This window comes from Vagococcus salmoninarum, assembly GCF_003987495.1.
In the GTDB taxonomy this organism is placed as follows: Bacteria; Bacillota; Bacilli; order Lactobacillales; family Vagococcaceae; genus Vagococcus_D; species Vagococcus_D salmoninarum.
Genome location: NZ_NGJU01000014.1, coordinates 43844 through 70235, shown reverse-complemented (window position 1 = coordinate 70235; position 26392 = coordinate 43844). Strand labels below are relative to the sequence as shown.

The window sequence follows — 26392 nt, the reverse complement described above, 5'->3', positions numbered from 1 at the left end:
CTTTTCACTTCGTTAAGTTATCGATTACTGCTTCGAGACGATCACTGGCATCAGGGATTCCTTCCCCTTTAGCCGACAGTGCCATCTGTTCCAATTTATCTGAGTTTAGCATCAAGTTGTCTAACTCTCTGACTAAGCTTAAACTTGTCAATTCACTATCTTTTAACAAACTGGTCGCCCCAGATTTTACTAAACTTTGAGCGTTTTTAGTTTGATGATCATTCGTTACATTTGGACTAGGAATTAAAATACTCGGTAAGCCTAAGGCCGTAATTTCCGCTAAGCTAGTTGCTCCTGCCCGACTAACTACTAAGTCAATATTTTTTAAAAGCATCGCCATATTATCGATATAAGGTAAAATAGCAATGTTTTCTGCCTCAATTTGTTGCTCGATCAAGAAGCGTTGAATGTCTTCGTAATAGCGTTGCCCTGTTCCATAAACAATCTGGTAGTCGCGCTTAGCTAATTCAACTAAACTTTCTTTCATGGCATTAGTTAACGTTAAAGCCCCTTGACTGCCACCAAATACTAAAACTGTCGGTTTGCCTTGTTTTAACCCATAACTTTCTAAAACAGCTGTTTTCTCAATGTTAACAACTTCTTGAGCTCGGGGGTTTCCCGTCAAAACAACTTTCTCTTGCGGAAAATATTGGGCAGCATCAGGAAAACAAATGGCAATTTTATCAACGTATTTAGCTAAAAATTTATTCGTTATTCCCGGCACACTGTTTTGTTCGTGGATAATTGTTGGAATACCTAGTTTATGAGCCGCATAAACAACTGCCCCACAAACATAGCCCCCGGTCCCAATTACGACATCAGGTTTAAATTCTTTCAACAATTTTTTAGAGTCGCCGATACTTTTCATAAATAAATAGGCTGTTTTAAAATTTGCTACTGACAAGGAACGTCTGAATCCTTGGATTTCAATTGTTTTAAAAGGAATGTCATACTCAGGGACAATTGTGCTTTCTAAGCCTTTTTCAGTTCCCACGTATAAAAATTCAGCATTGGCGTCACTTAATTTTAAATGATTGACTAGGGATATTGCTGGATAAATATGACCACCAGTGCCACCACCCGATACTAATACTCTCATAATCCATTCTCGTTTCTATAAGTTTATTTTTGTTACTGCTTCTTTAAAGGCTTGGCCTCTAATTTCAAAGTTTTCAAATTGATCCCAGCTGGCACAAGCAGGTGATAATAACACAATATCGCCACTACTTGAGAAGGCCACTGCTTCAGCGACTGCTTCTTGAATATTTTCGACGATGCTAATTTTTTCAATCGCTGCTTCCTTGGCCGCAACAACTAATTTTTGACGACTTTGACCGTACAACACAATCCCTTTTAAGCCTTTGATGGCTGGTACGAGAGAAGTAAATTCGTTACCACGGTCTAAGCCCCCTGCTAACAAAATCACTTTTGAATTATCAAACCCACTTAAAGCCATCTCAGTGGCTAAACTATTCGTCGCTTTAGAATCATTGTAAAACTTACGTCCGGCTTTTTCCGTCACAAACTCCGTTCGATGTTCAACACCAGAAAAATTTGACAACGTCTCTTTAATTGTCTGATTACTAACTTTGAGAAGTTTGGCTGCAATGATTGCTGCCATAGCATTTTCAATGTTATGAGCCCCTGGCACACCAATGTCAGTTGCTGCTATAACAGGTTCCCCTTGAAAATAAATCATTTCATTTTGTAGATAGGCACCATTTTCAAGGACTTCTTTAGTCGAAAACCCGATAACTTGGGCTTTAGTTGTCTGACTTAAGGCAATCAGTTCTTGTTGATCAGCGTTGATAATTAAATAATCCCCTTGAGTCATCTGCTTTTGAATGTTCCATTTCGCTTGAACGTATTCAGCTCTCGTTCCATGGTAATCTAAATGGGCCTCAAATAAATTAGTAATGATACTAATATGAGGATGGAACTCTTGAATTCCCATTAACTGAAAACTTGATAATTCAGTCACTAAGATGTCTTCCGCTGTCCCTTGTTGAGCCACCGTACTAGCCGGTGAACCAATATTACCAGCTAATAAACCTTTGCCTACAACTGGACTGTTGTTTAAAATATCGCCCAACATTGTTGTTGTTGTTGTTTTACCATTCGTTCCAGTAATTCCGATGACCATTGCCTCGGAGATTTGGTAAGCTAATTCAACATCAGTAATTATCGGTAAATTTAAAGCCATTGCTTTTTCGAGAATAGGATTAGAATAAGGAATTCCCGGATTTTTGACAATCAGGGTAAACTCCTCATCTAATAGTTCCACAGGATGACTCCCTGTAACGACACGAATGCCTAAAGATAATAAGTCTTGGGCTTCTGGATTTTCAGAAAATTCCTTAGCATCATTCACAGTCACGAGTGCGCCTAATTGCTGTAGCAATTTGGCTGCACTTACACCGCTCCTCGCTAAGCCTAAGACTAGTATTTTTTTATTTTCATAGTTCGTTACAGTTTTCATCGTGGCAACTTCTCCTTAATATAAAATTATTAACGTAAGAATTGACATTAGTAATCCTATTATCCAAAAAACAATATCAATTTTCCATTCACTCCAACCACTCATTTCAAAGTGGTGGTGAATCGGACTCATTTTAAAGATGCGTTTCCCAGTTAGTTTGAATGAGCCAACTTGAAGCATCACACTTGCAGTTTCAATGACATAAACCAGACCAATCAACAATAATGTCCATTCTTGTCGCAATAAAATTGAAATAGCTGCTAACATCCCACCTAAAGCTAAGGAACCAACGTCCCCCATAAATATTTTAGCTGGTTTTTTATTAAACAAGAAGAAACCTAGTAAACCACCAAAAGTCGATAGACAGATAATTAAGATGTCATATTGTTGTTGATTCCAAGCAATAATAGCATAAGTCCCAAAGGAAATCATCCCCAGACCAGCAACTAATCCGTCCAACCCATCTGTTAAGTTAACGGCATTTGAAAAGCCGACTAACCAAATGATGATAAACAGACCATAAACAATGCCTAAATTAAGTTCACCTAAAAGTGGTAATTTTAAGGTATTAGGAAAACCAACCATTCGAAAAACGACATAAAAAATGATTCCACCTAAGACTTGGCCAATTAATTTTTGTTTCGAGTTCAAGCCCATGTTTCTTTTTTTGAAGATTTTAATAAAGTCATCTAAAAAGCCTAGTCCGCCGTAAAGGACAAGAATAAAGATAACAATCCCAAATTCAGGAGTCAGCGTTTTTTTCCAAAAAGCAAAAACAAGTGACCCTAAGACTGTGCTAATCAAAAAGACTAAGCCCCCCATAGTTGGGGTGCCGGCTTTTTGATTATGCCAAGTAGGTCCTTCTTCACGAATCGATTGACCTTGTTTTTTCATTTGAAAATAGCCGATAAAAAAAGGCATGATTGACAAAGTAATTGCAAAACTTAAGGCAATTGGTAAAAACATTTGAGTCCATTCCATAATAAATTATCTCCTATATTTAAGTAACTGCTACTTATTAGTTTATTCTTCTGTTGTCTCAACAAGCTGATTCGTCACGTCGATGTTCAACGCTCGCTCAAGTAGTGAGTTAGAGACTTTTGATAACATTTCTGAAGCTGACTTACCAATTGGCGGTTTTCTAATCGTCACGTACATAATGTACTCAGGATTTTCCGCCGGTGCGATTTGAACAACTGAATACAAATACTGATCCTTAAGGTAATTCCCTTTTTCATTGATTTCTGCCGTCCCGGTTTTGGCAGCTACTTTATAGCCATCTAAGGCATAAGCTTTACCTGTTCCGTATGTCGGGTCATCAACCACATCTGTCATCATATCAAGGACTTGATTAGCAGTGCTCGCTTTAATTGGTTCACCAACAATTTCTGGTTGGATTTTAGTTTCTGTTCCATCGGCTTCAACGAATTTGCTAATAAAGTTTGGTTTCAACATTTTCCCTTCATTAGTCAAGGCTGTAAAACCTTGTAACATTTGAAGGGGCGTTGTCGCCATCGCTTGACCGTATGAAGTCATCGCTCTATCTACAGTCGTTTCATTTTGAATATTACCTTCTTTTTCATTTGGCAAATCCACATTCGTTTTTTCGCCAAATTTAAAGCGGTGCATGTAATCTTGCCAGTTTGGTCCCATGGCTTGTTGTAACTTAACCATCCCAACGTTACTTGACCAAGCTAAGGCTTGACGGTAAGTAATTGTGCCGATGCCATCAGGGTTATGGTCACTAATTTTTCGGTCATCGACTTGAATACTACCTGAAGTAAAGGTTGCATTAGGATTGAAATTCCCTGTTTCAATGGCTGCCGCTACAGTAAAAACTTTCATTGTAGAACCAGGTTCAAAAGGCAGTTCTAGTAGTAAGTTTTGCCATTGGCCTTTATTATCTAAGCCTTCTAAGGTTTCTGGATTGAAGGCTGGTCGTTGTGAGGCCGCTAAGATATTACCAGTTTTCGCTTCCATTAAAGTCGCTGTCATATCTTCTGGCTCAAATTCTTCAAAAATCTCATCAAGTAAATCTTCCATGCGAGCTTGCATGCCTCGATCAATCGTTAAATAAATATCTTCGCCATCAATGGCTTCTTTTTCAACCACTGTACTACCTGGTAAAGGATTTTGTTTGTTATCTTTTTGATAACGAATCTTACCGTCAGTCCCGCTTAATTTTTCATTAAAAGTTTGTTCCACACCCATTTGTCCAACAAGTCCTTTTGACTCGTCGTCTTCATCGGCACGGCGCACGTAACCAACTAAATAAGGAGAGAATATCCCATTTTTATAAATACGGTCAGGATGTTCCGTAAAATAAATCCCTCTAATGTCTTGTTTTTTTAAGTCTTCTTCAATTTTATTTTTAGTTTCTAAAGATATTTGGTTGCCTTTATTCCCAAATTCAACTTGAGTGATATCATTCCCACTCTCATTTTTCCCTGGGTTCATGGCTGTCATCGCTTCATCTTTAGGTATCTTCAAATGAGAATTTAAAACATCCGCTACTGCCTCTTTTTTACTCTTCTCTAAGTAAAGGATTTCTGGTTCTTTTGTTTTTCGGTCGTATAAACCGACATAGCTTTCGTCTAGTATCACATATAACGAATAAGAAGTAGCGTCCTCTGCAATTGGCTCCCCATTTCGATCATAAATGGTTCCTCGTTTTGCTTTGACTACGCTACTACCTTGATATAAATCTTGAGTTTTTTCATCTAGTAAGGTTGTCCCGACTTTCCCAACTCCGACGATGTAAACAAATCTGATAACGAAGACTAGAAAAACAAGGATAGTAGTTCCAAAGAGAATTGAACCAAATTTTTTCCGATTCATTTTTGGGTCTAAGCCCTTACTTTGAATGTAATTTCGCCATTTCTTCTGATTCATTTTTTCACGTTCCTTATATTCTCATCTTCGACTGTTAAACCGGCTTTTTCAGCCGCCTGTTTAATTCTTTCAGTCCGAGACAATTCACTTTTTTCTTGTTCTAATTTTGCTGCCCGACTTTCTTGCTCAGTGATATCTTGTAAGATAACTGAAATATCTTCTTCTGCTTGGGAAATAGTCGTTGTTAGTTTGACTGTTACGACGGCAATTGTCAAAAAGGCAACTACCATTAAAGCGACAATAACTTTCTCGGCCCTGGAAATATTTTGCAATTTCTTCTTAGGGTAGGTCAAAACAGGTTGTTCTTCTCTAACTGGTTCGATTTCTTGAGGTATACTAATATCATACTGTTGGAATTCTTTTAATTCTGCCACCTGTTCTTCCCCTCCCTTTCAAGGCTTCTGCTTTTCAGCCACTCTTAATTTCGCACTTCGAGCACGATTATTTTCTGTTAATTCCTCTTCCGAGGCAACAATTGGTTTACGATTAACTAATTTTAGTAGCGGTTCAAATTCTTCTGGCAAGACTGGTAAGCCTGGCGGTGTGTCTTTAGGTTGACTGTATTCTTTAAACATCGTTTTAACGATCCGATCTTCTAAAGAATGGAACGTAATAACACTCACACGTCCATTTAAGCTCAACATTTCGATCGCTTGTTCTAAAGATTCTTCAATAACACCTAGTTCATCATTAACAGCAATTCTGACTGCTTGGAAAACCCGCTTAGCAGGATGTCCACCTTTTCGTCTAGCTGGGGCTGGAATCACATCTTTAATAATTTCAACTAACTCCCCAGTTGTCGTAATTTCTTTTTCTTGGCGGCGTTTTTCAATTTCTCTTGCGATTTGTTTAGAAAATTTTTCTTCACCGTAACGATAAAAGATTTTAACTAATTCATGATAATCATAAGTGTTAATTAACTCTTTAGCTGTTAGTTCAGCTTCTTGATCCATGCGCATGTCTAAAGGAGCATCTTGATGGTAACTGAAACCCCGCTCGGCTTCGTCTAATTGAGGAGAAGAAACTCCTAAATCATATAAGATACCATCGACTTCTGTTACGCCTAATTGATTTAATTCTGTTTTTAAGTTTTTAAAATTTGATTTAATAAAGGTCACCATGTTTTTTTCAACATAAGGCGCTAATTTTTTTTCAGCAAAATCAATTGCTGTTTGATCTTGATCAAAGGCATATAAGTGACCTGTTTCATCTAATTGGGATAACAGATACTCACTGTGGCCTGCGCCACCTAAAGTACAATCGACATAAACACCTGACGGCTTAATATTTAACTCATCTACCGTTTCATTTAAGAGGACTGTTACATGTGAAAATTCTTCAGTCATTCTGTCATTCCTTTCCTAAGTCATTAAAAGCCAAAATCAATCATTGTTTCTGCTAGTTCATCAAAATTCTCTTCTGCTTCAATTGAAAAGGCGTCCCACTTACTTTGACTCCAAATTTCAATCCGATCAGAAACACCGATGACGACACATTCTTTTTCTAAGCCACCATGACTTCTTAAAGCTGGTGGTAAATTAATTCTACCTTGTTTATCAATTTCACATTCTGTTGCCGCTGAATAGAAAAAGCGGACAAATGTTCTTGCGTCTTTTTTAGATAAGGGCATTTCTTTTAATTTTTCTTCTAAAACTGCCCAAGCACTTTGCGGATAACCAAATAAACAGCCGTCCATCCCTCGAGTCACGACAAACTTTTCTCCAAGTTCGTCACGAAATTTCGCTGGCATGATTAGTCGACCTTTAGCATCAATATTATGTTTAAATTCTCCCATAAACATGTCAGACACCTCACTCACCCACATAGTATATTTAGTCTACCACATTCCCCCACTTTCTACCACATTCTAGGCAAAAAAAATGTATTTTTCTGGAAAAGGTCTAAATTTATGTGTTTTTGAGCGACATGCATTAAAAAAAAGCAACATTAGAATAGACTAAGTCGCTTTTTATTTTACATTTTTACATATAATGACTAACGTTTAAGATTATCAAAAGAATGTATAATAAGAGTGTGATTAAGAAGACTACACGCCAAAACATTTTGAAAAAACGTTTGTATTGGATGTCACCATAGTAGTAAGCATGAGCCACTGCTATTGCGATACCAAGTAGCAATATCATAATCATCACATACGGAACAGCCGAGACTTGAAAGGCGTCCGTAGACAACTCGTGGATTCCCATCAATAAGAAAGGAGTCGCTATGTCTGGAGATTTTACTTTATATTTTTTTGCTAAAGATAGGGACTGTACAATAAAGTTACAGGCAAATAGCAATACTATTGGAAATATGTACCAAAAAAACATGATGATTGGTATAGCTTTCATTCTACTAATCCTTCCTATTCTCTAACTACAACTAACTATACACTTTAATCGTTACATTCAGATGTCAGACAGTTTAAATTTAGTTGTGTTTCCACGACATTTATTACGAACTTCTGACTGCTAACCTCTATGTAATCTTCGCTAGTTTGTAATTATCCTTTTATTGTTTTTAACCAATTAATAATTATAGTTAAAAGAAGTGCTTTTGGCAATAAGAAGTTGCTTATTGTCGAAAGATTGTGTAACCTTTTAGTTAACTAGTTTTAGTGAAAGGATGAGCTTATTTTGATAACTTACTTTACCTTAACCAAAGAAAACCAACTAAAGACCGTCTCTGAGGAGCAGGATGCTGATTGGATTCATATCGAATCACCTACGACTAAAGAGATTTTAGAAACGACCAATCATTACCACTTCCCAAGTGACTACTTATCAGCGGTTTTAGATAATCAAGAAATTTCCCGCCATGAAGGCTTTAAACAAGACTCGATTGAAACACCTTTATTGCTATTATTACAATTTCCCCAGACCGTGATTAGCCCTAGTGGCTTTGAACAAATTGAAGCCTTGCCTTTTAGTTTAATTTTGACCCAAGACAAATTAATTACAAGCTGCAACGTGCCACTAGATTTGCTTCCAAATTTAGTCAAAGGCAAAGCCTTTAAAACTAACATCAAGACACCTGAAAAGATTGCCATCCAGCTAGCCTGGCATTTTTCAGATTTGTTTAATTACTATTTAAAATCGATTAAACTAAAAACAGATCATCTCGAAAGCGAGTTACACCAAGCAACGGAAAATCAACAACTTTTCCAATTGATGGACATGCAAAAAAGCTTAGTTTACTTTGATTCCGCCTTAGAACAAAATTTACACGTTTTAGAAAATGCTCGCACCTCTTTACTAATTATGTCTTCCGAAGCGAGTCAAGGGGCACTCTACGACATCATCGTAGAAACGAAACAAGCGATTGCCTCTGGTAAAATCCAAACCGAACTACTGGCTCAATTAAGTAATTTGTTTTCGGCCATCGTTTCCAATAATATGAACATTGTTATGAAAGTCTTAACAGTGATTACGATTGTTTTAACGATTCCGACGATTATCGGCGGCATTTACGGCATGAACGTTGAGTTACCTTTTGCTACTGAGAAGAACGCTTTTTGGTGGTTGATTATTTTAACTGTCACTTTTAGTTTATTAACTTTTTGGTATTTACGAAAGAAGAAATTTTTCTAGTAAAACCTTGCTTTCATAGTAGTAAAAGGTGTAAACTATGACTATTGACTAATGAGTTAATCCTTGTATCGACTCACTCTTTGCACCAAGTAGCTCGTTACACAGTCTCATTTCAAAAGGAGGTTTGTTCTCGTGGGAAATAAAAAAACAAGTACATTTTCAAAAATTACTAAAGTCGTTGTCTGGCTAATGATTATTGCAATCGTTGGTGGAACTGTCATTGGTAGTATTGCCATCTTATTTTAAAAAGAGTTAAGTCATAATCTGACTTAACTCTTTATTTTTTTGCTAATTGTAATAACTCACGAGCATGTTCTTTTGTTAACGTCGTAATGGCATCACCTGATAACATTCTAGCAACTTCTAAGACCCGTTCCTCAGCATCTAACTGTCTTAAAGAAGTCTCTGTTCGCTGGTTTGTCACAGTTTTTTCAATAAAGTATTGAATATCAGCTACTGCTGCCACTTGAGGCAGATGCGTAATACATAAGACTTGGGAATTTTCTGCTACTTGATGAATTTTATTGGCGATTGCTTGAGCCACTCGGCCACTCACTCCAGTGTCGACTTCATCAAAAACAATACTCGTAATGCCTTGGCTTTGAGAAAAGATTGTTTTTAAGGCTAACATCACTCGTGATAATTCGCCACCAGACACAACTTTAACTAAGGGTTTCAAAGGCTCCCCAGGATTGGTCGTGATGTAAAATTCTAACTGATCGACACCTGTTTCACTGTAATTGTCTGAACCACTTTCGGCAAAACGGACTTCGAACTCGGTTTTATCCATATATAATTCTTTTAATTGGCCCAAAATTGCCTGTTCTAACTTTTTACTAATTTGCTTACGTTTACTCGTCAGCTTTTGACTTTCAATATCTAAGACTGTTTTTTGTTCACCTAGAAGTTGTTCTAAATGCTCGCTGCGATTTTCTAATTGATCAGCAGCTGCTAATTCTTCACTAATCTCTTCGTAATAAGCTAAAATAATCTCTTCTGTTTCACCGTATTTGCGCTTCAACTGACGAATAACTGCTAAACGGGTTTCGACTTCATCTAAGCGGCCTTCGTCCATTTCTAAAGCATCTAGACTACGGGAAATAGTTGAACTAACTTCTTGGAGTTGGTAATAACTGTTTTTCAAAACTTCAGAAATGTCACTGTACTCTGTGTCAATGTCTTCAATTTCAATTAATTCATTCATCCCCATCCCCACTCGGTCCAGACTACTGTCTTCTCCACCAACGATGGCTTCATAACTATTACTTAAAGCATCAGCAATTTTCTGAAAATTACTTAACCGATTTCGCTCTTCAATTAAAGTGACCTCTTCGCCAACGGTTAATTCCCCACTGGCAATTTCATCACATTGAAATTTCAACATGTCTAAGCGTTGCACAAAAGCTTTTTCATTTGTTCGTTTCGCTTTAATTTGTTGTAACGTTTGCCGGTACTGGTTGTATGCAAGTTGATAATTGACTAAGAGTCGTTTTAACTCTTCCCCACCAAACTGATCCACTAAATTTAAATGACTGTCGGCATGCATTAATTCCTGATGCTCATTTTGACCGTGGATATCAACTAAATAGGTGCCAATTTCTCTTAATTTACCGGTATTGATTAAGGTTCCATTGATGCGACAAGCATTCTTACCGCTTCGGTGGATTTCCCGGGAAACAATTAACACATTGTCATCTAATTCGATTGCTAACTCTGTCAGCAATCGGCTTAAATTAGGGTTTAGCGTCACGCTAAATTGGCCTTGTAACGTACACTTTTGAGCGCCTTGGCGAATATAGTCACTTGAGCCTCGCCCGCCGACTAATAAACCAACAGCGTCAATAATTATCGATTTACCAGCGCCGGTTTCACCTGTTAAGACCGTCATCCCTTCTTTAAAAGAGACATCTAAGTTAGAGATTATCGCAAAATTTTGAATTGATAGTTCTTGTAACATCAGCAAACCTCCTAACCATAAATTAGTGTCGCTAAACTCTGTTCAAGAGTTTCCGCACTAAGCTCTGTTTTAAAAATCATTAACACTTTATCGTCTGTCGTTAAGACAGTAAATAATTCCTTATCATAAACTTTCTCCACAAGCATGCCTAAAGCGGTCGCACTTCCGGGAATCGTTTTTAAGACTAGGTTTTTATCCATCACATCAAAATGCAAAACTGAGACTTGTAACATTTTATTGAGCTTGTCACTGTCAGCTGCGGTTTTTCCTAGGGAAGTACTATAATAAAAAGAACCGTCCTCATTACTGACTTTAACTAACTTCAAGTCTTTAATATCCCGTGAGATTGTCGCTTGAGTGACATCGACACCTTTTTGATTCAATAATTCAACAAACTCTTCTTGTTTTTTGACTGGGTAATCTTTAATAATTTTTCTAATCAAGCGTTGACGTTCTACTTTTTTCATAGTTACCTCCTTCAGGCTGTTAGTCAGCTTTGACTTTTAATTCACGATGGGCTTTACTCACAATTTCTTCTGCTAACAAAGGAACATCGACGACTTCTGGTGATTTTTGTTCCGACCATTTTAAATGAGCGATGAACTCGATATTGCCTTCGCCACCTTTGATCGGTGAGTAATCAATTCCAACCACTTGGTAACCTTCCATCACTGCGAAAGTTAAAATCTTTTCAATGACTAATTGATGGACTTGGGGGTCACGAATGACACCATTTTTACCGACTAACTCTTTGCCTGCTTCGAATTGTGGTTTAATTAACGCCATGACATCACCGCCATCACGAATAATCGTTTTTAAGACTGGTAAGATGAGTTTTAAAGAAATAAAAGAAACATCAATCGTGGCAATATCTGGCAAACCTTCCGTAAAATCTTCCGGTTTCGAATATCTGAAATTAACTTTCTCCATGACAACTACCCGCTCATCTTGCCGTAGTTTCCAAGCGAGTTGATTGTAGCCAACATCAAGTGCATAACTCATTTTAGCGCCATTTTGTAAGGCAGCATCAGTGAAACCACCAGTGGAGGAACCAATATCTAATAAAATTTTATCTGTGACGTTGAAATCAAAAACTTCTAAGGCTTTTTCTAATTTTAAGCCACCTCGGGAAACATACTTCAACCCTTCCCCTTTTAAATGCAACTCCGTCTCCACAGAGATTTTTTCTCCTGGCTTATCCATCCGCTCGTTATTACTATCGTAAACTAAACCTGCCATGACACTCCGTTTAGCTTTCTCTCTCGTCTCACACAAGCCTTGATTAAAAGCTAAGACGTCTACTCGTTCTTTTTTCATAGTCCTCTTCTTCCTTTAGACAGTCATTAATGTTCCTAATAACGCTTCTAACAACGTTTCTTCACCTTGACGTCCTTTAATTGTTTTGACTTGGGCAATTGCCGCCATCCCTTGCTGGTAATGGCTGCTTAAAGCAGCTTGGGCTCCTTCAAGTCCTAATAAAGATGTATAAGTGCTTTTATGCCTTACTGCATCCATCCCCGTCTTTTTGCCGATAAGATTTTCATCACCAATCACATCTAACAAATCATCTTTAATTTGAAATGCCATGCCAAAATGACGACCATATGCTTTCATGGCTTCCGCAATTTCAACTGATTGCTTAGTTAAATAAGTCCCAGAGATCACTGCGTATTCAATCAAGGCCCCGGTTTTGCGACTGTGGACTCTTTGAAGTTCTGCTAACGTTAACTCTTTTTGCTCTCCTTCAATATCGGCAACTTGACCAGCGATCATCCCACTAGTTCCTGCTCCCTTAGCTAATTCCCTCATTAACCAGACTTTATCTTCTGCTGAAAGAGGGCTGTTACTAATCAAATGGAAAGCTTCTGTCAATAAGCCGTCACCAGCTAAAATTGCTTGGCCTTCACCGAAAACAACATGATTCGTCGGCTTGCCACGTCGTAAATCATCATTGTCCATGGCTGGTAAATCATCATGAATTAATGAGTACGTATGGATCATCTCTAAAGCACCAGCCACTTGGTAGTGTCCTTGCTGAAGTGGTTCTTGAAAAAAATCTAAAGTAGCAAGTAAAAGTAAGGGGCGGACATGTTTCCCACCTGCTTCAAGCGAGTACAACATACTCTCAAGTAAACGATCTTCAGTTGCAGTTGCTCTTAAAAAGTCTTGGATTTCTTTTTTGATTTTCGGTAACTGTTCCCTTTGAAAAAGTTGTAAGTCTTTTTCCATGACTACCCTTCGCCTTCTTCAAAAACAACCGCTTCATCATTTTCCGTCATAATTTTAGTCAAGGTTTTTTCAGCTTTCGTTAAGGTCTCTTGACACACTTTACTTAATTCAATGCCTTTTTGAAATTGCTCTAAAGCTTTTTCTAAGGGCACATCCCCTTGTTCTAATTCTTTGACAATTGTTTCTAAAGCGCCCATTGATTCTTCGAAAGTTAACTCTTTTTCTTTTGCCATCTTATTTTTCCTCCCCTTTGTTTGCTCGCACATCGGTAACTAGCACATCTGCTTCACCATCGATAAAATGTAGTTTTAAGGTTTGATCGACTTGTAAGTCCTTCGTAGAGCCCAATACTTGCTCTTTTTCTGTCACATAAGTATAGCCTCGTCCCATAGTTTTTAAGGGGCTTAGTAAGTCTAATGATTGAAGGAGTTGATCAAACTCCTTGTGACGATTATTAACTAAACGGACTATTTCATTACTTAGTAGTTGTTGTAAGTTAGATATTTTTTGCTGCTCTGATTGCACCCGATTAATCGGGCTTTGTAATTGTAGTTGATGACTGACTTCATTAAAATAGCGGGACTTATTATTGACTAGATTCAAACCACTTTGTTGAAATTTACCTTTTAATAAATCCAGTTTGATTGAAAATCCTTCATACAAACGTTCCGGATTAGTAAAGATAAAAGAGTTTAACAAATGTTGGTGTCGTTGCTTTTGACGACTAAGGTGATAAGAATAGCTTTTAATTAGGCGGTTTTCTTTTTCTTTGATTTTTAGTAGCTCATCATTAAAAACTGGTACCGCTAATTCAGCTGCTGCCGTAGGTGTCGCTGCACGGACATCAGCTACTAAGTCAGCAATCGTCACGTCTGTTTCATGACCGACAGAAGAAATCACTGGTGTTTTAGCATGAAAGATTGCTCGAGCAACACTTTCCTCGTTAAAAGGCCAGAGATCTTCAATCGAACCGCCACCCCGAGCGACAATCAACGTATCATAATCCCCCTGCTCTTCCACTCGTTGAATGTTACGACAAATATCAGCTGCCGCTTTATCCCCTTGGACTAAGGTCGGGTAGAGAACTAATTGAGCAATCGGATAACGCCGTTGCACCGTTGTGATAATATCGCGAATGACTGCCCCACTAGGACTAGTGATGACGGCGATTTTCTTAGGGTATTTCGGTAATAGCTGCTTCGGACTTTCAAATAAGCCTTCTTTAGCTAATTTCTCTTTCATTTCAGCTAGGGCTTGATACAAAGCCCCAACGCCATCTGGTTCCATATGTTCAATATAAATTTGATAATTACCACTTGCTTCATAGAGCGAAATCCGTCCAACAACTAGGACTTTCATCCCCTCTTTTGGTTGAAATTTCAACTTTTGAAAGGCCCCTTTAAACATTATCGCGGAGATTTTAGCTTGGTTATCTTTTAAACTAAAGTATTGATGAGCATTGGCTCGAGGTCTAAAGTTAGATATTTCACCAGTTAAATAAACCCGCTCCAAGTATGGGTCAGCTTCAAATTTGCGTTTTAAGTACTTAGTTAAGGCAGTTACCGTTAAGTATTGTTCTGACACAGCGCCTGTCACCTCTTTATCTTCTATTTTCGAGCATTAGCTATCGTTTGTTCCATTAACATCGTGATTGTCATTGGACCGACACCTTTAGGCACAGGGGTAATTAAACTAGCGACCTCTTTGACTTCATCAAAGGCAACATCACCAATTAATTTGCCAGCTGGGCTTCGATTCATGCCGACATCAATCACAACTGCCCCAGGTTTCACATGTTTTTTAGTTATGTAGTGACCTCGACCAATGGCAACGACTAAAATATCCGCCTGTTGAGTAATTTTTTCTAGGTCAACTGTTTTGGAATGGGTAATAGTTACTGTGGCATTAGCCATTAAAAGGAGTTGGGCCATCGGTTTTCCGACAATGTTACTTCGACCAACAACGACGGCGTGCTTACCAGTTAAATCAACGTCGTACGCATCGAACATTTTCATGATGCCATAAGGTGTACAAGGAATTAAATTCGGCTCACCACTAAAGAGTTGGCCCATATTTAAAGGATGGAAGCCATCGACGTCTTTTTCAGCTGCAATTGCTAACAAGACTTTTTCCTCATTAATGTGTTTAGGCAATGGTAGCTGAACTAAGATACCGTGAAACTCAGGATTTTCGTTATAACTTTCGACTAAAGCGATTAGCTCTGCTTCTGTCGTTATTTCTGGCAGCTTTTCGACTACAGAATTAATCCCAATCTTCTTAGCTGTTAATTCTTTATTCCTAACGTAAGTTTGACTGGCAGGATTTTCCCCAATGATGATCACAACCAAACCTGGTTTGACTGTCATCTTCTCAACTTCTACTCTCATCTCTTCTTGCATTTTATCAGCTAAAGCACGGCCATCGATAATTTCTCCCACTACTAAATTCCCCCTTAGATTTATAATTAATCACTGCTTTTATTCTAGCATAGTTTCCCCTGACAAGGTAGAATTGACTAGCTAGTATGACAAAGAAAAACTCAGGGGAATAGAAGTCTATTCCGCTGAGCTTAATTGTTTAATAATATTTGATAAGACACCATTTACAAATTTCCGGGACTCATCATCACTATATTTTTTAGTTAACTCGAGAGCTTCGTTTAGAGCGACTTTGGCAGGAACTTCTGGGACATACTTAATCTCAAAAATTGCCATTCGTAAAATAATTAAATCTGGTTTAGCAATTCTCGCTAAAGTGAATTTTTTTAAATTGTTTTTAATGAGTTCGTCTAACTCCTCGCGATGAGCACAAACCCCTGTAACTAAAGTATCAAGATAGCCAGGTACAAAGGCTTCCCCATCCTCACTAACTAAGTCGGAGTTATTATACTCAAAAGCGTAACTAATTGCTTCTTCTTTAGTAATTTCTTCGTTGAAATCAAATGGATACAACGATTGTAATGCTTTTTCTCTTATCTCATGTCGAGTTAATTCCACACTATTCATCCTCTTCTGCATCAAATAAGTCTTCTAGACTTGGGCTTGCTAACTTTTCTGTGACTACTCCAACAACGTGAATATTAACTTCTGATAAGTTGATATCTGTCATATAAAGAACTTGTTGTTTCACTTTTTCTTGCATGTCTAAGGCAACTTTCGGCACAGCTACACCGTAGTTTAAGTAACAGTACAAGTCAACGATTAAACCATCATCGTCATTTTTTAAATAAACACCTTTACCGTGAGCTGCTCTTCCAAGCAATTGATTGACATTAGACGCTAAATTTCCACGCATGCCATAAACACCTTCAACTTTAGAGGCGGCAATTCCGATAATTACTTCAATTACTTCTGGCGCAATGACAATCTCGCCACCTAAGTTTTCTTGTCCGTTTTCGATTACAAATGTTGTTTCTTCAGTCATTTGGAAACCTCCTTCTGATCCTTTGATCAAGCTCGAGACACATATGAGCCATCATCTGTATTTATTAATAATTTGTCATCCGTATTTACAAAGAATGGCACTTGGGCGATGAACCCCGTATTCATCAGGGCAGCTTTTAAACTACTTCCTGATGTGTTGCCACGAATACCTGGTTCTGTTTCTTTTACTGTTAGTTCAACGGTCTTAGGTAAAATTACCCCAAGTGTTTCAGTACCTACCAACATCAGTTGACAGAGACTGTTTTCTAATAAGTAATTTAACTCTACCACGATTTGTTTAGTTGGTAACTCCACTTGTTCATAGGTTTCGGTGTCCATAAAGACATGACTACTCCCATTTCCATACAAGTATTGCACTTCACGCTGAATAATTTGCCCTTTAGCAACTTTCTCATCTACTGGAAAGGTCATTTTTTGACTCTCACTTGTCCTTAAGTTTTGCAACTTAGTTTGAACAAAGGCCGAGCCTTTACTAGGTTTAACATGTTCTACCTCAAGGATGCGATAAATCTCACCAGCAACTTCAATCGTTAAGCCTTTTTCAAAAGCATTGACAGAAATCATCAGTTACCTCCCATCATCGTACTCATGCCTAGTTTATCATTAAAAGCCCCGTCTTGTCATTAAAAATCGCAAAGCTTCTATCTATAAGTAGCATAACTAGTTAATTGCCAGTTAAAATAATTAATTCTTTTGGTGAGTGAGTCAATACTTCCACTCCTGATGCCGTTACTAACATATCATCTTCGATCCGAATTCCACCGATTTCAGGATAATACAAACCTGGTTCATTCGTAATCACGTTGTTTTCAACAAACTTTTTCTCAGCTAAACGTGAGACACTTGGCCCTTCATGAACTTCTAACCCAATGCCGTGTCCTGTGGAATGGCCAAAAGCTTCAGCGTGACCTTTAGAAGCAAAATAATCACGAGCAACTGCATCTAACTCAACCCCACTCATGCCAGGTTTAGCAGCAGCTAAGACTTTAAGTTGGGCATCTAAAACTAACTGATGTAACTCTTTCAACTCTGCGCCAGGGTCCCCTAAAGCAATTGTCCGTGTCATATCAGAAACATACCCTTGGTAATAACAACCGAAGTCTAAAGTAATCATGTCGCCGATTTCAATGACTTTGTCACTAGCTACACCATGAGGCATGGCTGAACGTAAGCCACTAGCAACAATCGTCTCAAATGAAACCCCTGTGGCTCCTAATGAACGCATATGGAAATCTAATTCATTAGCAACTTGTATTTCCGTCATACCAACTTTGATATAAGTTAAAATATGCATAAAGGCTGCATCAGCAATTTCACAAGCTTTCCGAATAATCGCAATTTCTGATTCTTCTTTAACTTCACGTAATTCTTCAATCAAACCAGCAACTGGTAATAATGGGGCTGCCACAAGTTCAGTTAAAGTGCTATGAGTACTAAATGACATAAAGGCTTCTTCAAAACCAAGGCCTGATAATTGCTCATTTTCAACAATCTCAGCAACTTCTTCGAATATTGGTCCTAAATTTTGGACAACTTCATAACCGACACATTGAGTGGCCGCTTGGCTAGTATAACGGAAGTCCGTTACGAAATAAGCCTTTTCTAATGTAATGACAGCTAAACCTGTAGAACCCGTGAACCCAGTCGCATATCTTAAATTATAAGGACTTGTAATTAATAAAGCTGGTAACTCAGCTTGTTTCATTGCTGCTCTAATTTTTTCAATCCGGTTTATCATCTATTTACCCTCTTCCATTATTCTTAACATTGCTACTATTATATCAAATATTCAATTGAATTTAAACTAAAGCTCCTCCCTTTCATTAAAGGCTTAGTTAAACAGATTGATAGTAAATACTTTAACTGAACTTTCTTTAACAAAAAACAGTTAACTTAAAATTCAAGTTAACTGTTTTTGTTAAATATGATATTCTTTTTCTGAATCTTCGTTGCCATAATAATTAGATTTTTTAATAATAAATAAGGTTAAAACGAGAACTAAAATAGCCAAAGCCACTAGCAGTGTATCGCCAGATGTCGTATGATTCCCAATTTCATGTCGTAAAATTGCGGTAATACAAATATAAATTAAGTATCTAATCGGTATATGATGACCTTCTTGTAAATAACGAATAATCATTGTTAAAAACTCAAACACTAAAAAGAAAGCTAAGACTTTACCGACAATCACTTCAACATTTTCTGGGTTACCAAAAATCACGTAATGACCAATCTGCCAAATTTGCTGAATCATTAAAATTAATAACAATGCTCCTAGAATAATTAAAAACCCATCTACGATTGTATACACTATTTTGTTTAGTTGTTTATTCATCACTACACCTCATAAGTTATCTTCAGTTTTATCCTTCTTAAGGACATCAAGTATTTAATTATAACGTGTTAATATAATGAACGCAAATTTACCAACTGTCGATTAAGCTAGGCCCTTTTCCCTAACCTTCCTTTGGATTTTCTTAACACCAACATAACTTAAAACTAAACTAATGATCACGGGCGCTAAGTTCAAAGGGAAAAATAATAAAATGAAGATTCCCGTAACTACAGGACTGTCAATCATCACTAACGACAAACAAGTACTGACAATGGCAACGACGAACAACGGATCATAATTAGGCAGTAATACGGCAATACCAAAGCCTTGTAAAATCGCAGCCAAAAATATCGGAAAGATATTCCCGCCAATCCAACCTGTGTGTAAACAAACTTCTAAAAAAATCAACTTAATAACGCCTAATCCACTAAGGATTAAAAAAGAAGTCGCTATCTCTTGGGTAACTAGCACTTCGATCGCTTGTTGACCTGAAAATAATAATCTCGGTGTGTAGTAAGCAATCAAAAAGATACTTAGCCCACCAATTAAAGCTTGAATCATGACCGATTTTTTAAAAGGTAACATTAATTTCTGAATTAACTGATTCATTAATTCATAGGCTTTTTTATAAACAATTGCAAAAGCAGCAACTGGCAAGATTAGCCATAAGTCTGTCACAAACCACTGGGACTCACCTAATTTAGTAATAAATCCTGGTTGATTCGTTGCTCTCAGCAATAGAACGAAGCTTATTAAGCCATTGAAAATACATAAAACTAAAAGGATTTTTTTAATTATTTTTTCATTATTAGATAAATAACGACTTTGATCATAAGTTAGATGATAGTTAAAAGGATTTAATAAGCGATAATATTTTGTTTTTCGATCAAGTTGGTTAAGTTCAGTATAATTAAAATAGAAGTAACGCATCTTGTCCGCTTGAACAATTGATAAGGAGATAACTGCCCCTAATAAAGTCGCTTCTGGCCCAACACCTGCCCCGAAACTTAAAATAATTAAGGCTGAGACTAGACTATGAATAACTAATCGATAATCTAAAGTTTGATTTGCTTTAAACTCATCTAATGTTTCATGAGCTGTTCGTGGAACTCCTGGCCATAGTTTTCTAATGCCGCCGACTAACAAGCTGCCAGTTAAACATATAACTACTAAGCCAGCTATTCGATTGTTAAAATATAACGGGACTTCCTCCCAAATAAAACTTGTCAAAACTCTTTCAATAAATAAAAATAAAAATGAGATGCCACCTATTATCGAACTGAGTACTAGACCATAAAAGAATAAACTAACATACTTTTTATTCAACACCTTCGACCACCTTCTACGTTTTCAACCATTAACTTTTCCTACTATTATACCAGTCTTCATTCATGATGGACACTTTATTTAGCGAACAAAAAAGCTTCTTACCTCGAATAAGATCGAGATAAGAAGCTTTATAGTTTAATTATTGTGCTACTGCTGGGTAAACTGACACTTGTTTTTTGTCGCGTCCTTTACGTTCGAAACGGACAACGCCATCAACTTTAGCGTATAATGTATCGTCTCCACCAATACCTACGTTAGCACCAGGGTAAATTTTAGTTCCGCGTTGACGGTATAAAATAGAACCTCCAGTAACAGTTTGTCCATCAGCACGTTTAGCGCCTAGACGTTTAGATTGTGAATCACGGCCATTGGCAGTAGAACCACCACCTTTTTTAGTCGCGAAGAATTGTAAATTCATTTTTAACATTGGGTCGCACCTCCTCGGTTTTTCGTTACAGTCTTTATAGTCATAAATTCTGAATGTTCTGTTTGGATACTTTGTAAACCTAATAATAAGCTCTCTAATAAAATTTGAGCAATATTTGATTGTTCTTGAGTAATATCAGCAATCGTTTCAAAATAAAGATACCCTTCCGCTTCATGATCAACATCAAGAATTGGGGTAAATCCCGCTAAGGCTTTAACACTGTTCACAGCATTAAAAGTTAAAGCTGAAACACCTGCACAGATAACATCACTACCATGAGTACTTGCGTTTGAGTGTCCACTAACTTCAAAAGAAATAAGCCTACCATCTTCATCACGCTTAAATGTACCTTTAATCATTTTACTGCCTTCTCTCATTGTAATTAAGCTTATGCATTAATGGCATCGATGACAACTTTTGTATACGGTTGACGATGTCCTTGTTTACGGTGAGTATGTTTTTTAGGTTTGTATTTGAAAGTAACAACTTTCTTTTGTTTTCCCTGTTTTTCAACAGTTCCTTCAACAGTTGCTCCGGCGATTGTTGGTGTTCCAACTTTCGTTGTTTCGCCACCGACTAAAATCACTTCGTCAAATACTACTTTGCCACCTGCTTCTACGTCTAATTTTTCAACGTAAATTGCTTGACCTACTTCTACTTTTACTTGCTTACCACCTGTTTTAACAATTGCGTACATGCTGTTAAGCACCTCCTTATATTTTACTTAGACTCGCCGTCATAAGCGACAATCTCTTGTTCTTACTTACTTACTTCGTGCGGTTGTAGCTGTGGTGCCCACAATTACAACATTAGTATCATATCAAAAAACGAGAGCTAAGTCAATAAACTTTTGACCGCTCTCGCTTATTTAATCATTTATTCACTTGCAACGACTTCTAATTCAGTAACATCTGTCACAAAAAAGTCTGCTAAGCCTGCTTCTTCAATCAAAGTTGATGATAACATTTTTTCAAGGTTACTTGCCATAAAATGATTAGCGTAAATTTTTCCGTTAATTAACCAACTGTTAATATAACCTAACATACCGTACATTAAGAAACTCATTAGTAACTCTTTCGGGACGTTATTTTTTATATTTACTTGGCCAGCTCTTTGGTGCTCTTGAATGACTTCATAAAGTTTATCACTAAAGACTTCTTGATACACTAGGGCATCTTGCTCACTAAGAAGCACTTTAAAGAAATCAGGATGATGACCGACATATTCAAATGTAGCAAGTAGTGAGATAATCGGTGTTGTTCCCTCTTCTTCTACCCCTTTTTTATAAATAACCGCCTCAAAATACTCTGTTATTAATTCTTCCATCATAATTTGAATAAAGGTTTCTTTGTCTTTGTAGTGCAAGTAGAAAGTTCCTCTAGTGACATCAGCAGTTTGCGTCAAATCTTTAACATTCATTTCCCCAAGACGATGTGTTGATAACAATGTCAAAAAGGCCTTCTTCAGCTTACTTCTTGTTTTTATAACTCGTGGATCTATTTTCCCCATTGTTGTTTACCTCTTCCCATATTTTGTGTTGATTAGTGGCTTTCCCCAGCACATTTTCCAACAAAATTAGTATATCTTGATTTTTTTTGTTTGTCTACTTAAAACAATGGCTAATAATCCCCTAGGGAAAGGCTTTCTTGTTCATAAAACTCGATAAACAGCTTGTTAACAATCATCCTGTTTTTTTGCCCTCCTTTTATAACTGCTTTTCTTTTTTTTTACACGAGTTTAAAATAAAAAATATGATAGATAAATTTATTCCTAAAAAGATTGTTGACTTTTTCAAGTTTATTCCATATAATAAGCTTTGTTGCTAAATTTGTCACAGTAGCTCAGTAGGATAGAGCATCCGCCTTCTAAGCGGACGGTCGGGGGTTCGAATCCCTCCTGTGACGTCTTACTATCTTGTTGGCTCAGCTTTTCAGCTGCGTCTTCCAAAAAAAGCTCTAAGCCTTTTATCAGGCTTAGAGCTTTTTTATTATTAATTATAAGTTAATTTCAGCTTTTTCTTTAGTGATTAATAAAACCCCATCCCCTAAAGGGACTAAACTAACAGTTAAATCAGGGTGAGTCATCACAGTCTCAAATAATTCATTTAACTTACGGTGAATTGCTCTTTGACTACGATGGATCTCTTCGATTGGCTGTAAAATAGTGCCCCCTTGTAGGACATCATCAATCATTAAAACCCCACCAACTTTTAAAACTCTTAAACATTCTGGTAAAAATTCAATGTATTTAGACTTAGCACTATCCATAAAAATAAAATCATAAGGCCCTTCTAACGTTGGTAAAATATCCGCAGCCTGGCCTTCTAGCAAGGTTACTTGCTTTTCTAATCCTAGTTTTTCAAAATTAGCTTTGGCTTTTTTTATCATGACATCAAAACGATCAATTGTCGTTATGTGTCCATCTTCTGGTAGATACTTAGTCATTAAGCTCGCTGAAAAACCAATCGCTGTGCCGATTTCTAAAATCGTTGTTGGTTTTAATTGCCCTAATAAAAATTGCATAAAGACGACTGTTTCATGAGGGATAATCGGTACACCATCTTCATTTGCCTGCCTTTGTAAACGTCCTAAATCCCCACTTAAAGGTTTTTGGCTTTCCCGCATAAATTTAACAATCTCTTCTTTTACTACAGGCATACTCATCATTGGATTTCTCATCTTTTCTCTCCTTAAATTACACATCACTAAATCCAGTCGGACTTTTACAACTTATTATTATACTGATAATTCCTTGATTTATCAAATTCTTTTCTCAACTATTCTTCCCATTGATTATTCCCTCTTTATTTAAAATTGGTATTGTTGACTTTATTCTTTAAAAACAATATGATTAATCTAGTATTATAAAAATTGGTCTAGTCGAGGTGACTTATGATAAAAGAACAACTTACTAACAACGAAATTATCGCTGAAATTATTAATCTGAAAGCGATTATGAATTTGCCTAAAGGGACAGAACACTTCATTAGCGACCTTCACGGCGAGTATGAAGCCTTTCAGCACGTCCTTAGAAATGCTTCTGGCAATGTCAAAGAGAAAATCAATTTGCTTTTTAATAATGACTTAACACGGCAAGAAAAAGAAGAACTTACCTTTCTTGTCTACTATCCTGAGGACATGTTAGCTAAGAAGCATCTTAACTATGATTCTTCAACTGATTTAAACAACTGGTACCAAACAACAATTTTGCAATTAATCGATTTAATTGATTTTGTTGCTATTAAATACACACGCTCAAAAGTTCGCAAAGCTCTCCCAAGACATTTCGCTTATATTTCGGAAGAATTACTTTACCGTGATAAGTTAGATAAAAATAAAGAATCCTATTTTGCTGAAATTTTAACGGAAGTTATTAGACTTAATCAAGCCGATAGTTTAATTACCGGCTTAGCCTATACTATTCAACAATTAATCGTCGATCACTTACATGTCGTTGGTGATATTTATGATCGGGGACCTGCTCCTGACAAAATTATCGACACCTTGATTCAAAGCCACTCCCTTGATATCCAATGGGGGAATCACGACATCACTTGGATTGGTGCTTACTCAGGCTCCCCTCTTTCAGTGATGAACGTCTTACGAATTTCGGCTCGTTATAGCAACTTAGATATCATTGAAGATGTTTACGGCATTAACTTACGGCCTTTACAAACCTTCGCTGAAGAGCATTACCAAGATAATCCAAGCTTTCGACCGAAACTTGAAAAAAATCATTCTTTAACCAATAAAGAAATCTTACAAATTACACAAATGCAACAAGCGGTGGCAATCATTCAGTTTAAATTAGAGTCTCAATTAATTAAACGCCGTCCAGAGTTTAAAATGGAGCACCGGTTACTCTTAGACAAGATTAATTTTAAAGAAGGCACCATTCAACTTAAAGGTCAAACTTTCCAGTTGAGTAACCCCGCTTTCGAAACGATTGATCCTCAAGCCCCTGATCAGTTGACGCCAGCTGAAGTCGGAATTTTAGAACACTTAGTGACTGTCTTTAGTAATTCTGAAAAATTAAAACGCCATGTTGATTTCTTAATGGCTAAAGGCAGTATTTATCTTTGCTATAATAACAACTTACTTATTCATGGTTGTATTCCTTTAACCGCTGAGGGGGACTTTAAGGCGTTAGAGATTAAAGGCCAAGAATTGAAAGGTCGCGCTTTACTGGATACTTTCGAAAAAGCTCTACGGAAAGCCCACGCTTCACCAGCTGTTCAGACGGATTTAGCTACGGACTTAGTTTGGTACTTATGGACTGGGGAATGCTCCTCACTTTTCGGAAAAAATGAAATGACAACGTTTGAACGTTACTTTATTAATGATAAAAGTACTCACACTGAAGTAAAAAACCCTTATTATTCTTTACGTAACTCTGTCGATACGTGTCACTTGATTTTAAAAGAGTTTGGCTTAACTCCTCAAGATGGCCATATTATTAATGGACACACTCCGATCAAAGAAATCAAAGGGGAAACGCCGATCAAAGCAAAAGGCAAAATGATTGTCATCGATGGTGGTTTTTCAAAACCTTACCAATCAACTACAGGGATTGCTGGCTATACGTTAATTTATAATTCTTACGGCATGCAGCTCGTCGCCCACCAACCCTTTGAAACAAAAGCTAATGCGATTGCTAACTTTTCTGATATCGCCTCTACTAAACGAGTCGTTGATCGCTTAGTCAGAAGAAAGCACGTCAAAGATACTAATGTTGGTGCCAAGCTGGCACAAGAGATTGCCTACTTAGAAAACTTATTAAAAGAACAAGAAAATGCCTTTTTCATGGAATAAATTCTTAGTTTAAAGATCATATATTACTTATCAAAGACCATCATACCAAGTGCCAGCCGACTTGTTGTCATCTTTCATAATTATTTTTAGGATAACTGTAACATTAATGTAATTTTAACCTCGTATAATGAAGATAAATAATACGACTAGGAGGTTAGAGTCATGAAAAAGTTTGCAGTTGCCTTAATCTTTACTTGTGGCCTGCTTTTAGTTAGCAGTAGACCAGTCTTAGCTGATACTACGACTGAACCCTCAACTTCTACTGAAGAGCCTGAAAGTTCTGAAGAAGAGCCTTTGCCGTCAACTGGTAATATTAAAATCAGATATGTTGATGTGGATACCCAAGAAGACATCGTGCCATCAGTTACTCACAGTGGTGAACATGGTACGACAGTCCCGATTGACCTTAAAGAGATTGAAGACTATACTTTGGCTGATGTGCTGTTAGTCGATGAACTTGAAATTTTAGAAAAAGATTACGTCTTCCCTATTCACTATATGAAGAAAAATCAACCGCCTGCTAACACAGAAGAACCTGAAACAACGGAAACTAGTTCAGTCCCTGAAGGAACAATCTCAACTACTGAAAATTCAACGACTAATCCAGATCAAGTTCCTAAAAGTTCTGAGCAGACAGAAAAGACCGAAGCTTTTAGTTCCGAGACTAGCTCTCAAGCTGAAGAATCTACGACATCAAGCACTGAATCCACTAGGGAAACAACGACGGATTCAACTAAAACACCAACAAAAACTGAACCTACTAGCTCTTCAGACAAACCAAGCAAAAAAAAGCAAGGTTTGAACTTGCCTAAGACTAGTAACCATAGAGACGACTTGTTAACTTTTGCTGGTTGCTTGATTTTTACGACGCCTTTCCTATTTAAATTACTAAAAAAATAA

The 26392-nt window shown here is 37.1% G+C and carries 30 protein-coding genes, 1 tRNA gene and 1 other annotated feature; of the genes, 5 read left to right on the top strand and 26 right to left on the bottom strand.

Going from position 1 to position 26392, the window contains the following annotated elements:
- Positions 1-4: 4 nt before the first annotated feature.
- From murG to CBF35_RS09840, 8 genes are all read right to left on the bottom strand, one after another.
- On the bottom strand, positions 5-1099 hold the full coding sequence (murG, locus tag CBF35_RS09875; protein WP_126780658.1) for an undecaprenyldiphospho-muramoylpentapeptide beta-N-acetylglucosaminyltransferase: 1095 nt from the start codon (positions 1097-1099) through the stop codon (positions 5-7).
- A gap of 15 nt (positions 1100-1114) precedes the next feature.
- Positions 1115-2479 carry a UDP-N-acetylmuramoyl-L-alanine--D-glutamate ligase gene (gene murD / locus CBF35_RS09870; protein ID WP_126780656.1) on the bottom strand — a complete coding sequence of 455 codons (1365 nt, stop codon included), beginning with the start codon at positions 2477-2479 and terminating at the stop codon, positions 1115-1117.
- Positions 2480-2494: 15 nt separating this feature from the next.
- Positions 2495-3460, bottom strand: a complete 966-nt coding sequence (mraY, locus tag CBF35_RS09865) for a phospho-N-acetylmuramoyl-pentapeptide-transferase (protein WP_126780654.1) — start codon at positions 3458-3460, stop codon at positions 2495-2497.
- 42 nt (positions 3461-3502) lie between these two features.
- Entirely contained in the window at positions 3503-5371 is a 1869-nt protein-coding gene (locus CBF35_RS09860; protein ID WP_126780652.1) for a peptidoglycan D,D-transpeptidase FtsI family protein, read from the bottom strand.
- Positions 5368-5745: a cell division protein FtsL gene (gene ftsL, locus CBF35_RS09855; RefSeq protein WP_126780650.1), complete on the bottom strand. Its 378-nt coding sequence runs from the start codon at positions 5743-5745 to the stop codon at positions 5368-5370. The genes CBF35_RS09860 and ftsL overlap by 4 nt, the downstream gene beginning before the upstream one ends.
- A gap of 18 nt (positions 5746-5763) precedes the next feature.
- Positions 5764-6717 (bottom strand): 16S rRNA (cytosine(1402)-N(4))-methyltransferase RsmH, encoded by a 954-nt coding sequence (rsmH, locus tag CBF35_RS09850; protein ID WP_126780648.1) that lies wholly within the window; start codon positions 6715-6717, stop codon positions 5764-5766.
- A gap of 23 nt (positions 6718-6740) precedes the next feature.
- Positions 6741-7172, bottom strand: coding sequence for a division/cell wall cluster transcriptional repressor MraZ (gene mraZ / locus CBF35_RS09845; RefSeq protein ID WP_126780646.1), 432 nt, complete (start codon positions 7170-7172; stop codon positions 6741-6743).
- A gap of 181 nt (positions 7173-7353) precedes the next feature.
- Positions 7354-7722 (bottom strand): DUF3397 domain-containing protein, encoded by a 369-nt coding sequence (locus CBF35_RS09840; protein WP_126780643.1) that lies wholly within the window; start codon positions 7720-7722, stop codon positions 7354-7356.
- A 285-nt stretch (positions 7723-8007) separates the two neighbouring features.
- Here CBF35_RS09840 and CBF35_RS09835 point away from each other — a divergent pair, with 285 nt between their 5' ends.
- Together CBF35_RS09835 and CBF35_RS09830 are read left to right on the top strand one after the other, a co-directional pair.
- Positions 8008-8961, top strand: a complete 954-nt coding sequence (locus CBF35_RS09835; RefSeq protein ID WP_170174770.1) for a magnesium transporter CorA family protein — start codon at positions 8008-8010, stop codon at positions 8959-8961.
- A gap of 132 nt (positions 8962-9093) precedes the next feature.
- On the top strand, positions 9094-9207 hold the full coding sequence (locus tag CBF35_RS09830; RefSeq protein WP_126780639.1) for a DUF4044 domain-containing protein: 114 nt from the start codon (positions 9094-9096) through the stop codon (positions 9205-9207).
- Between the two features lie 31 nt (positions 9208-9238).
- Here the strand turns inward: CBF35_RS09830 and recN are convergent, their stop codons facing one another.
- The 17 genes from recN to CBF35_RS09745 all read right to left on the bottom strand — a co-directional run bounded on the left by recN (position 9239) and on the right by CBF35_RS09745 (position 22190).
- On the bottom strand, positions 9239-10918 hold the full coding sequence (gene recN, locus CBF35_RS09825) for a DNA repair protein RecN (RefSeq protein WP_126780637.1): 1680 nt from the start codon (positions 10916-10918) through the stop codon (positions 9239-9241).
- Between the two features lie 11 nt (positions 10919-10929).
- Positions 10930-11385, bottom strand: coding sequence for an arginine repressor (locus CBF35_RS09820; protein ID WP_126780635.1), 456 nt, complete (start codon positions 11383-11385; stop codon positions 10930-10932).
- 19 nt (positions 11386-11404) lie between these two features.
- Positions 11405-12235 (bottom strand): TlyA family RNA methyltransferase, encoded by an 831-nt coding sequence (locus tag CBF35_RS09815; RefSeq protein WP_126780633.1) that lies wholly within the window; start codon positions 12233-12235, stop codon positions 11405-11407.
- 15 nt (positions 12236-12250) lie between these two features.
- The gene (locus CBF35_RS09810; protein WP_126780631.1) at positions 12251-13147 is read right to left on the bottom strand and encodes a polyprenyl synthetase family protein; all 897 of its coding nucleotides are present in this window, start codon (positions 13145-13147) and stop codon (positions 12251-12253) included.
- 2 nt (positions 13148-13149) lie between these two features.
- The gene (locus tag CBF35_RS09805) at positions 13150-13380 is read right to left on the bottom strand and encodes an exodeoxyribonuclease VII small subunit (RefSeq protein ID WP_126780629.1); all 231 of its coding nucleotides are present in this window, start codon (positions 13378-13380) and stop codon (positions 13150-13152) included.
- 1 nt (position 13381) lies between these two features.
- On the bottom strand, positions 13382-14731 hold the full coding sequence (xseA, locus tag CBF35_RS09800; RefSeq protein WP_126780627.1) for an exodeoxyribonuclease VII large subunit: 1350 nt from the start codon (positions 14729-14731) through the stop codon (positions 13382-13384).
- 23 nt (positions 14732-14754) lie between these two features.
- A complete protein-coding gene (locus CBF35_RS09795) occupies positions 14755-15585 on the bottom strand; it encodes a bifunctional methylenetetrahydrofolate dehydrogenase/methenyltetrahydrofolate cyclohydrolase (RefSeq protein WP_126780625.1) in 831 nt (276 codons plus the stop codon).
- 117 nt (positions 15586-15702) lie between these two features.
- Positions 15703-16152: a transcription antitermination factor NusB gene (gene nusB, locus CBF35_RS09790; protein ID WP_126780702.1), complete on the bottom strand. Its 450-nt coding sequence runs from the start codon at positions 16150-16152 to the stop codon at positions 15703-15705.
- Positions 16145-16570, bottom strand: coding sequence for an Asp23/Gls24 family envelope stress response protein (locus tag CBF35_RS09785; protein ID WP_126780623.1), 426 nt, complete (start codon positions 16568-16570; stop codon positions 16145-16147). The genes nusB and CBF35_RS09785 overlap by 8 nt, the downstream gene beginning before the upstream one ends.
- A 26-nt stretch (positions 16571-16596) precedes the next feature.
- The gene (gene efp / locus CBF35_RS09780) at positions 16597-17154 is read right to left on the bottom strand and encodes an elongation factor P (RefSeq protein WP_126780621.1); all 558 of its coding nucleotides are present in this window, start codon (positions 17152-17154) and stop codon (positions 16597-16599) included.
- Between the two features lie 100 nt (positions 17155-17254).
- Positions 17255-18328: a M24 family metallopeptidase gene (locus tag CBF35_RS09775; protein WP_126780619.1), complete on the bottom strand. Its 1074-nt coding sequence runs from the start codon at positions 18326-18328 to the stop codon at positions 17255-17257.
- A 180-nt stretch (positions 18329-18508) separates the two neighbouring features.
- The gene (locus CBF35_RS09770; protein WP_126780617.1) at positions 18509-18925 is read right to left on the bottom strand and encodes a phosphate-starvation-inducible protein PsiE; all 417 of its coding nucleotides are present in this window, start codon (positions 18923-18925) and stop codon (positions 18509-18511) included.
- 102 nt (positions 18926-19027) lie between these two features.
- Positions 19028-20254: a chloride channel protein gene (locus CBF35_RS09765; RefSeq protein WP_126780615.1), complete on the bottom strand. Its 1227-nt coding sequence runs from the start codon at positions 20252-20254 to the stop codon at positions 19028-19030.
- A gap of 139 nt (positions 20255-20393) precedes the next feature.
- Positions 20394-20681: a 50S ribosomal protein L27 gene (gene rpmA / locus CBF35_RS09760; RefSeq protein WP_126780613.1), complete on the bottom strand. Its 288-nt coding sequence runs from the start codon at positions 20679-20681 to the stop codon at positions 20394-20396.
- Positions 20675-21040, bottom strand: a complete 366-nt coding sequence (locus CBF35_RS09755; RefSeq protein WP_126780611.1) for a ribosomal-processing cysteine protease Prp — start codon at positions 21038-21040, stop codon at positions 20675-20677. Before CBF35_RS09755 ends, rpmA begins: the two co-directional genes overlap by 7 nt.
- 29 nt (positions 21041-21069) lie before the next feature.
- Positions 21070-21378, bottom strand: a complete 309-nt coding sequence (gene rplU, locus CBF35_RS09750; RefSeq protein WP_126780609.1) for a 50S ribosomal protein L21 — start codon at positions 21376-21378, stop codon at positions 21070-21072.
- Between the two features lie 19 nt (positions 21379-21397).
- Positions 21398-21473: a sequence feature (ribosomal protein L21 leader region), on the bottom strand.
- A gap of 84 nt (positions 21474-21557) precedes the next feature.
- Entirely contained in the window at positions 21558-22190 is a 633-nt protein-coding gene (locus CBF35_RS09745) for a TetR/AcrR family transcriptional regulator (protein WP_126780607.1), read from the bottom strand.
- Positions 22191-22511: 321 nt separating this feature from the next.
- Between CBF35_RS09745 and CBF35_RS09740 the strand changes: the two genes are divergently transcribed.
- Positions 22512-22585, top strand: a tRNA-Arg gene (locus CBF35_RS09740).
- A gap of 90 nt (positions 22586-22675) precedes the next feature.
- On the opposite strand, the gene CBF35_RS09735 is transcribed toward CBF35_RS09740, so the two are convergent.
- Positions 22676-23359: an O-methyltransferase gene (locus tag CBF35_RS09735; protein ID WP_126780605.1), complete on the bottom strand. Its 684-nt coding sequence runs from the start codon at positions 23357-23359 to the stop codon at positions 22676-22678.
- A 213-nt stretch (positions 23360-23572) separates the two neighbouring features.
- Here CBF35_RS09735 and CBF35_RS09730 point away from each other — a divergent pair, with 213 nt between their 5' ends.
- Positions 23573-25492 carry a fructose-1,6-bisphosphatase gene (locus CBF35_RS09730; protein WP_126780603.1) on the top strand — a complete coding sequence of 640 codons (1920 nt, stop codon included), beginning with the start codon at positions 23573-23575 and terminating at the stop codon, positions 25490-25492.
- A gap of 162 nt (positions 25493-25654) precedes the next feature.
- Positions 25655-26392, top strand: a complete 738-nt coding sequence (locus CBF35_RS09725; RefSeq protein WP_126780601.1) for a hypothetical protein — start codon at positions 25655-25657, stop codon at positions 26390-26392.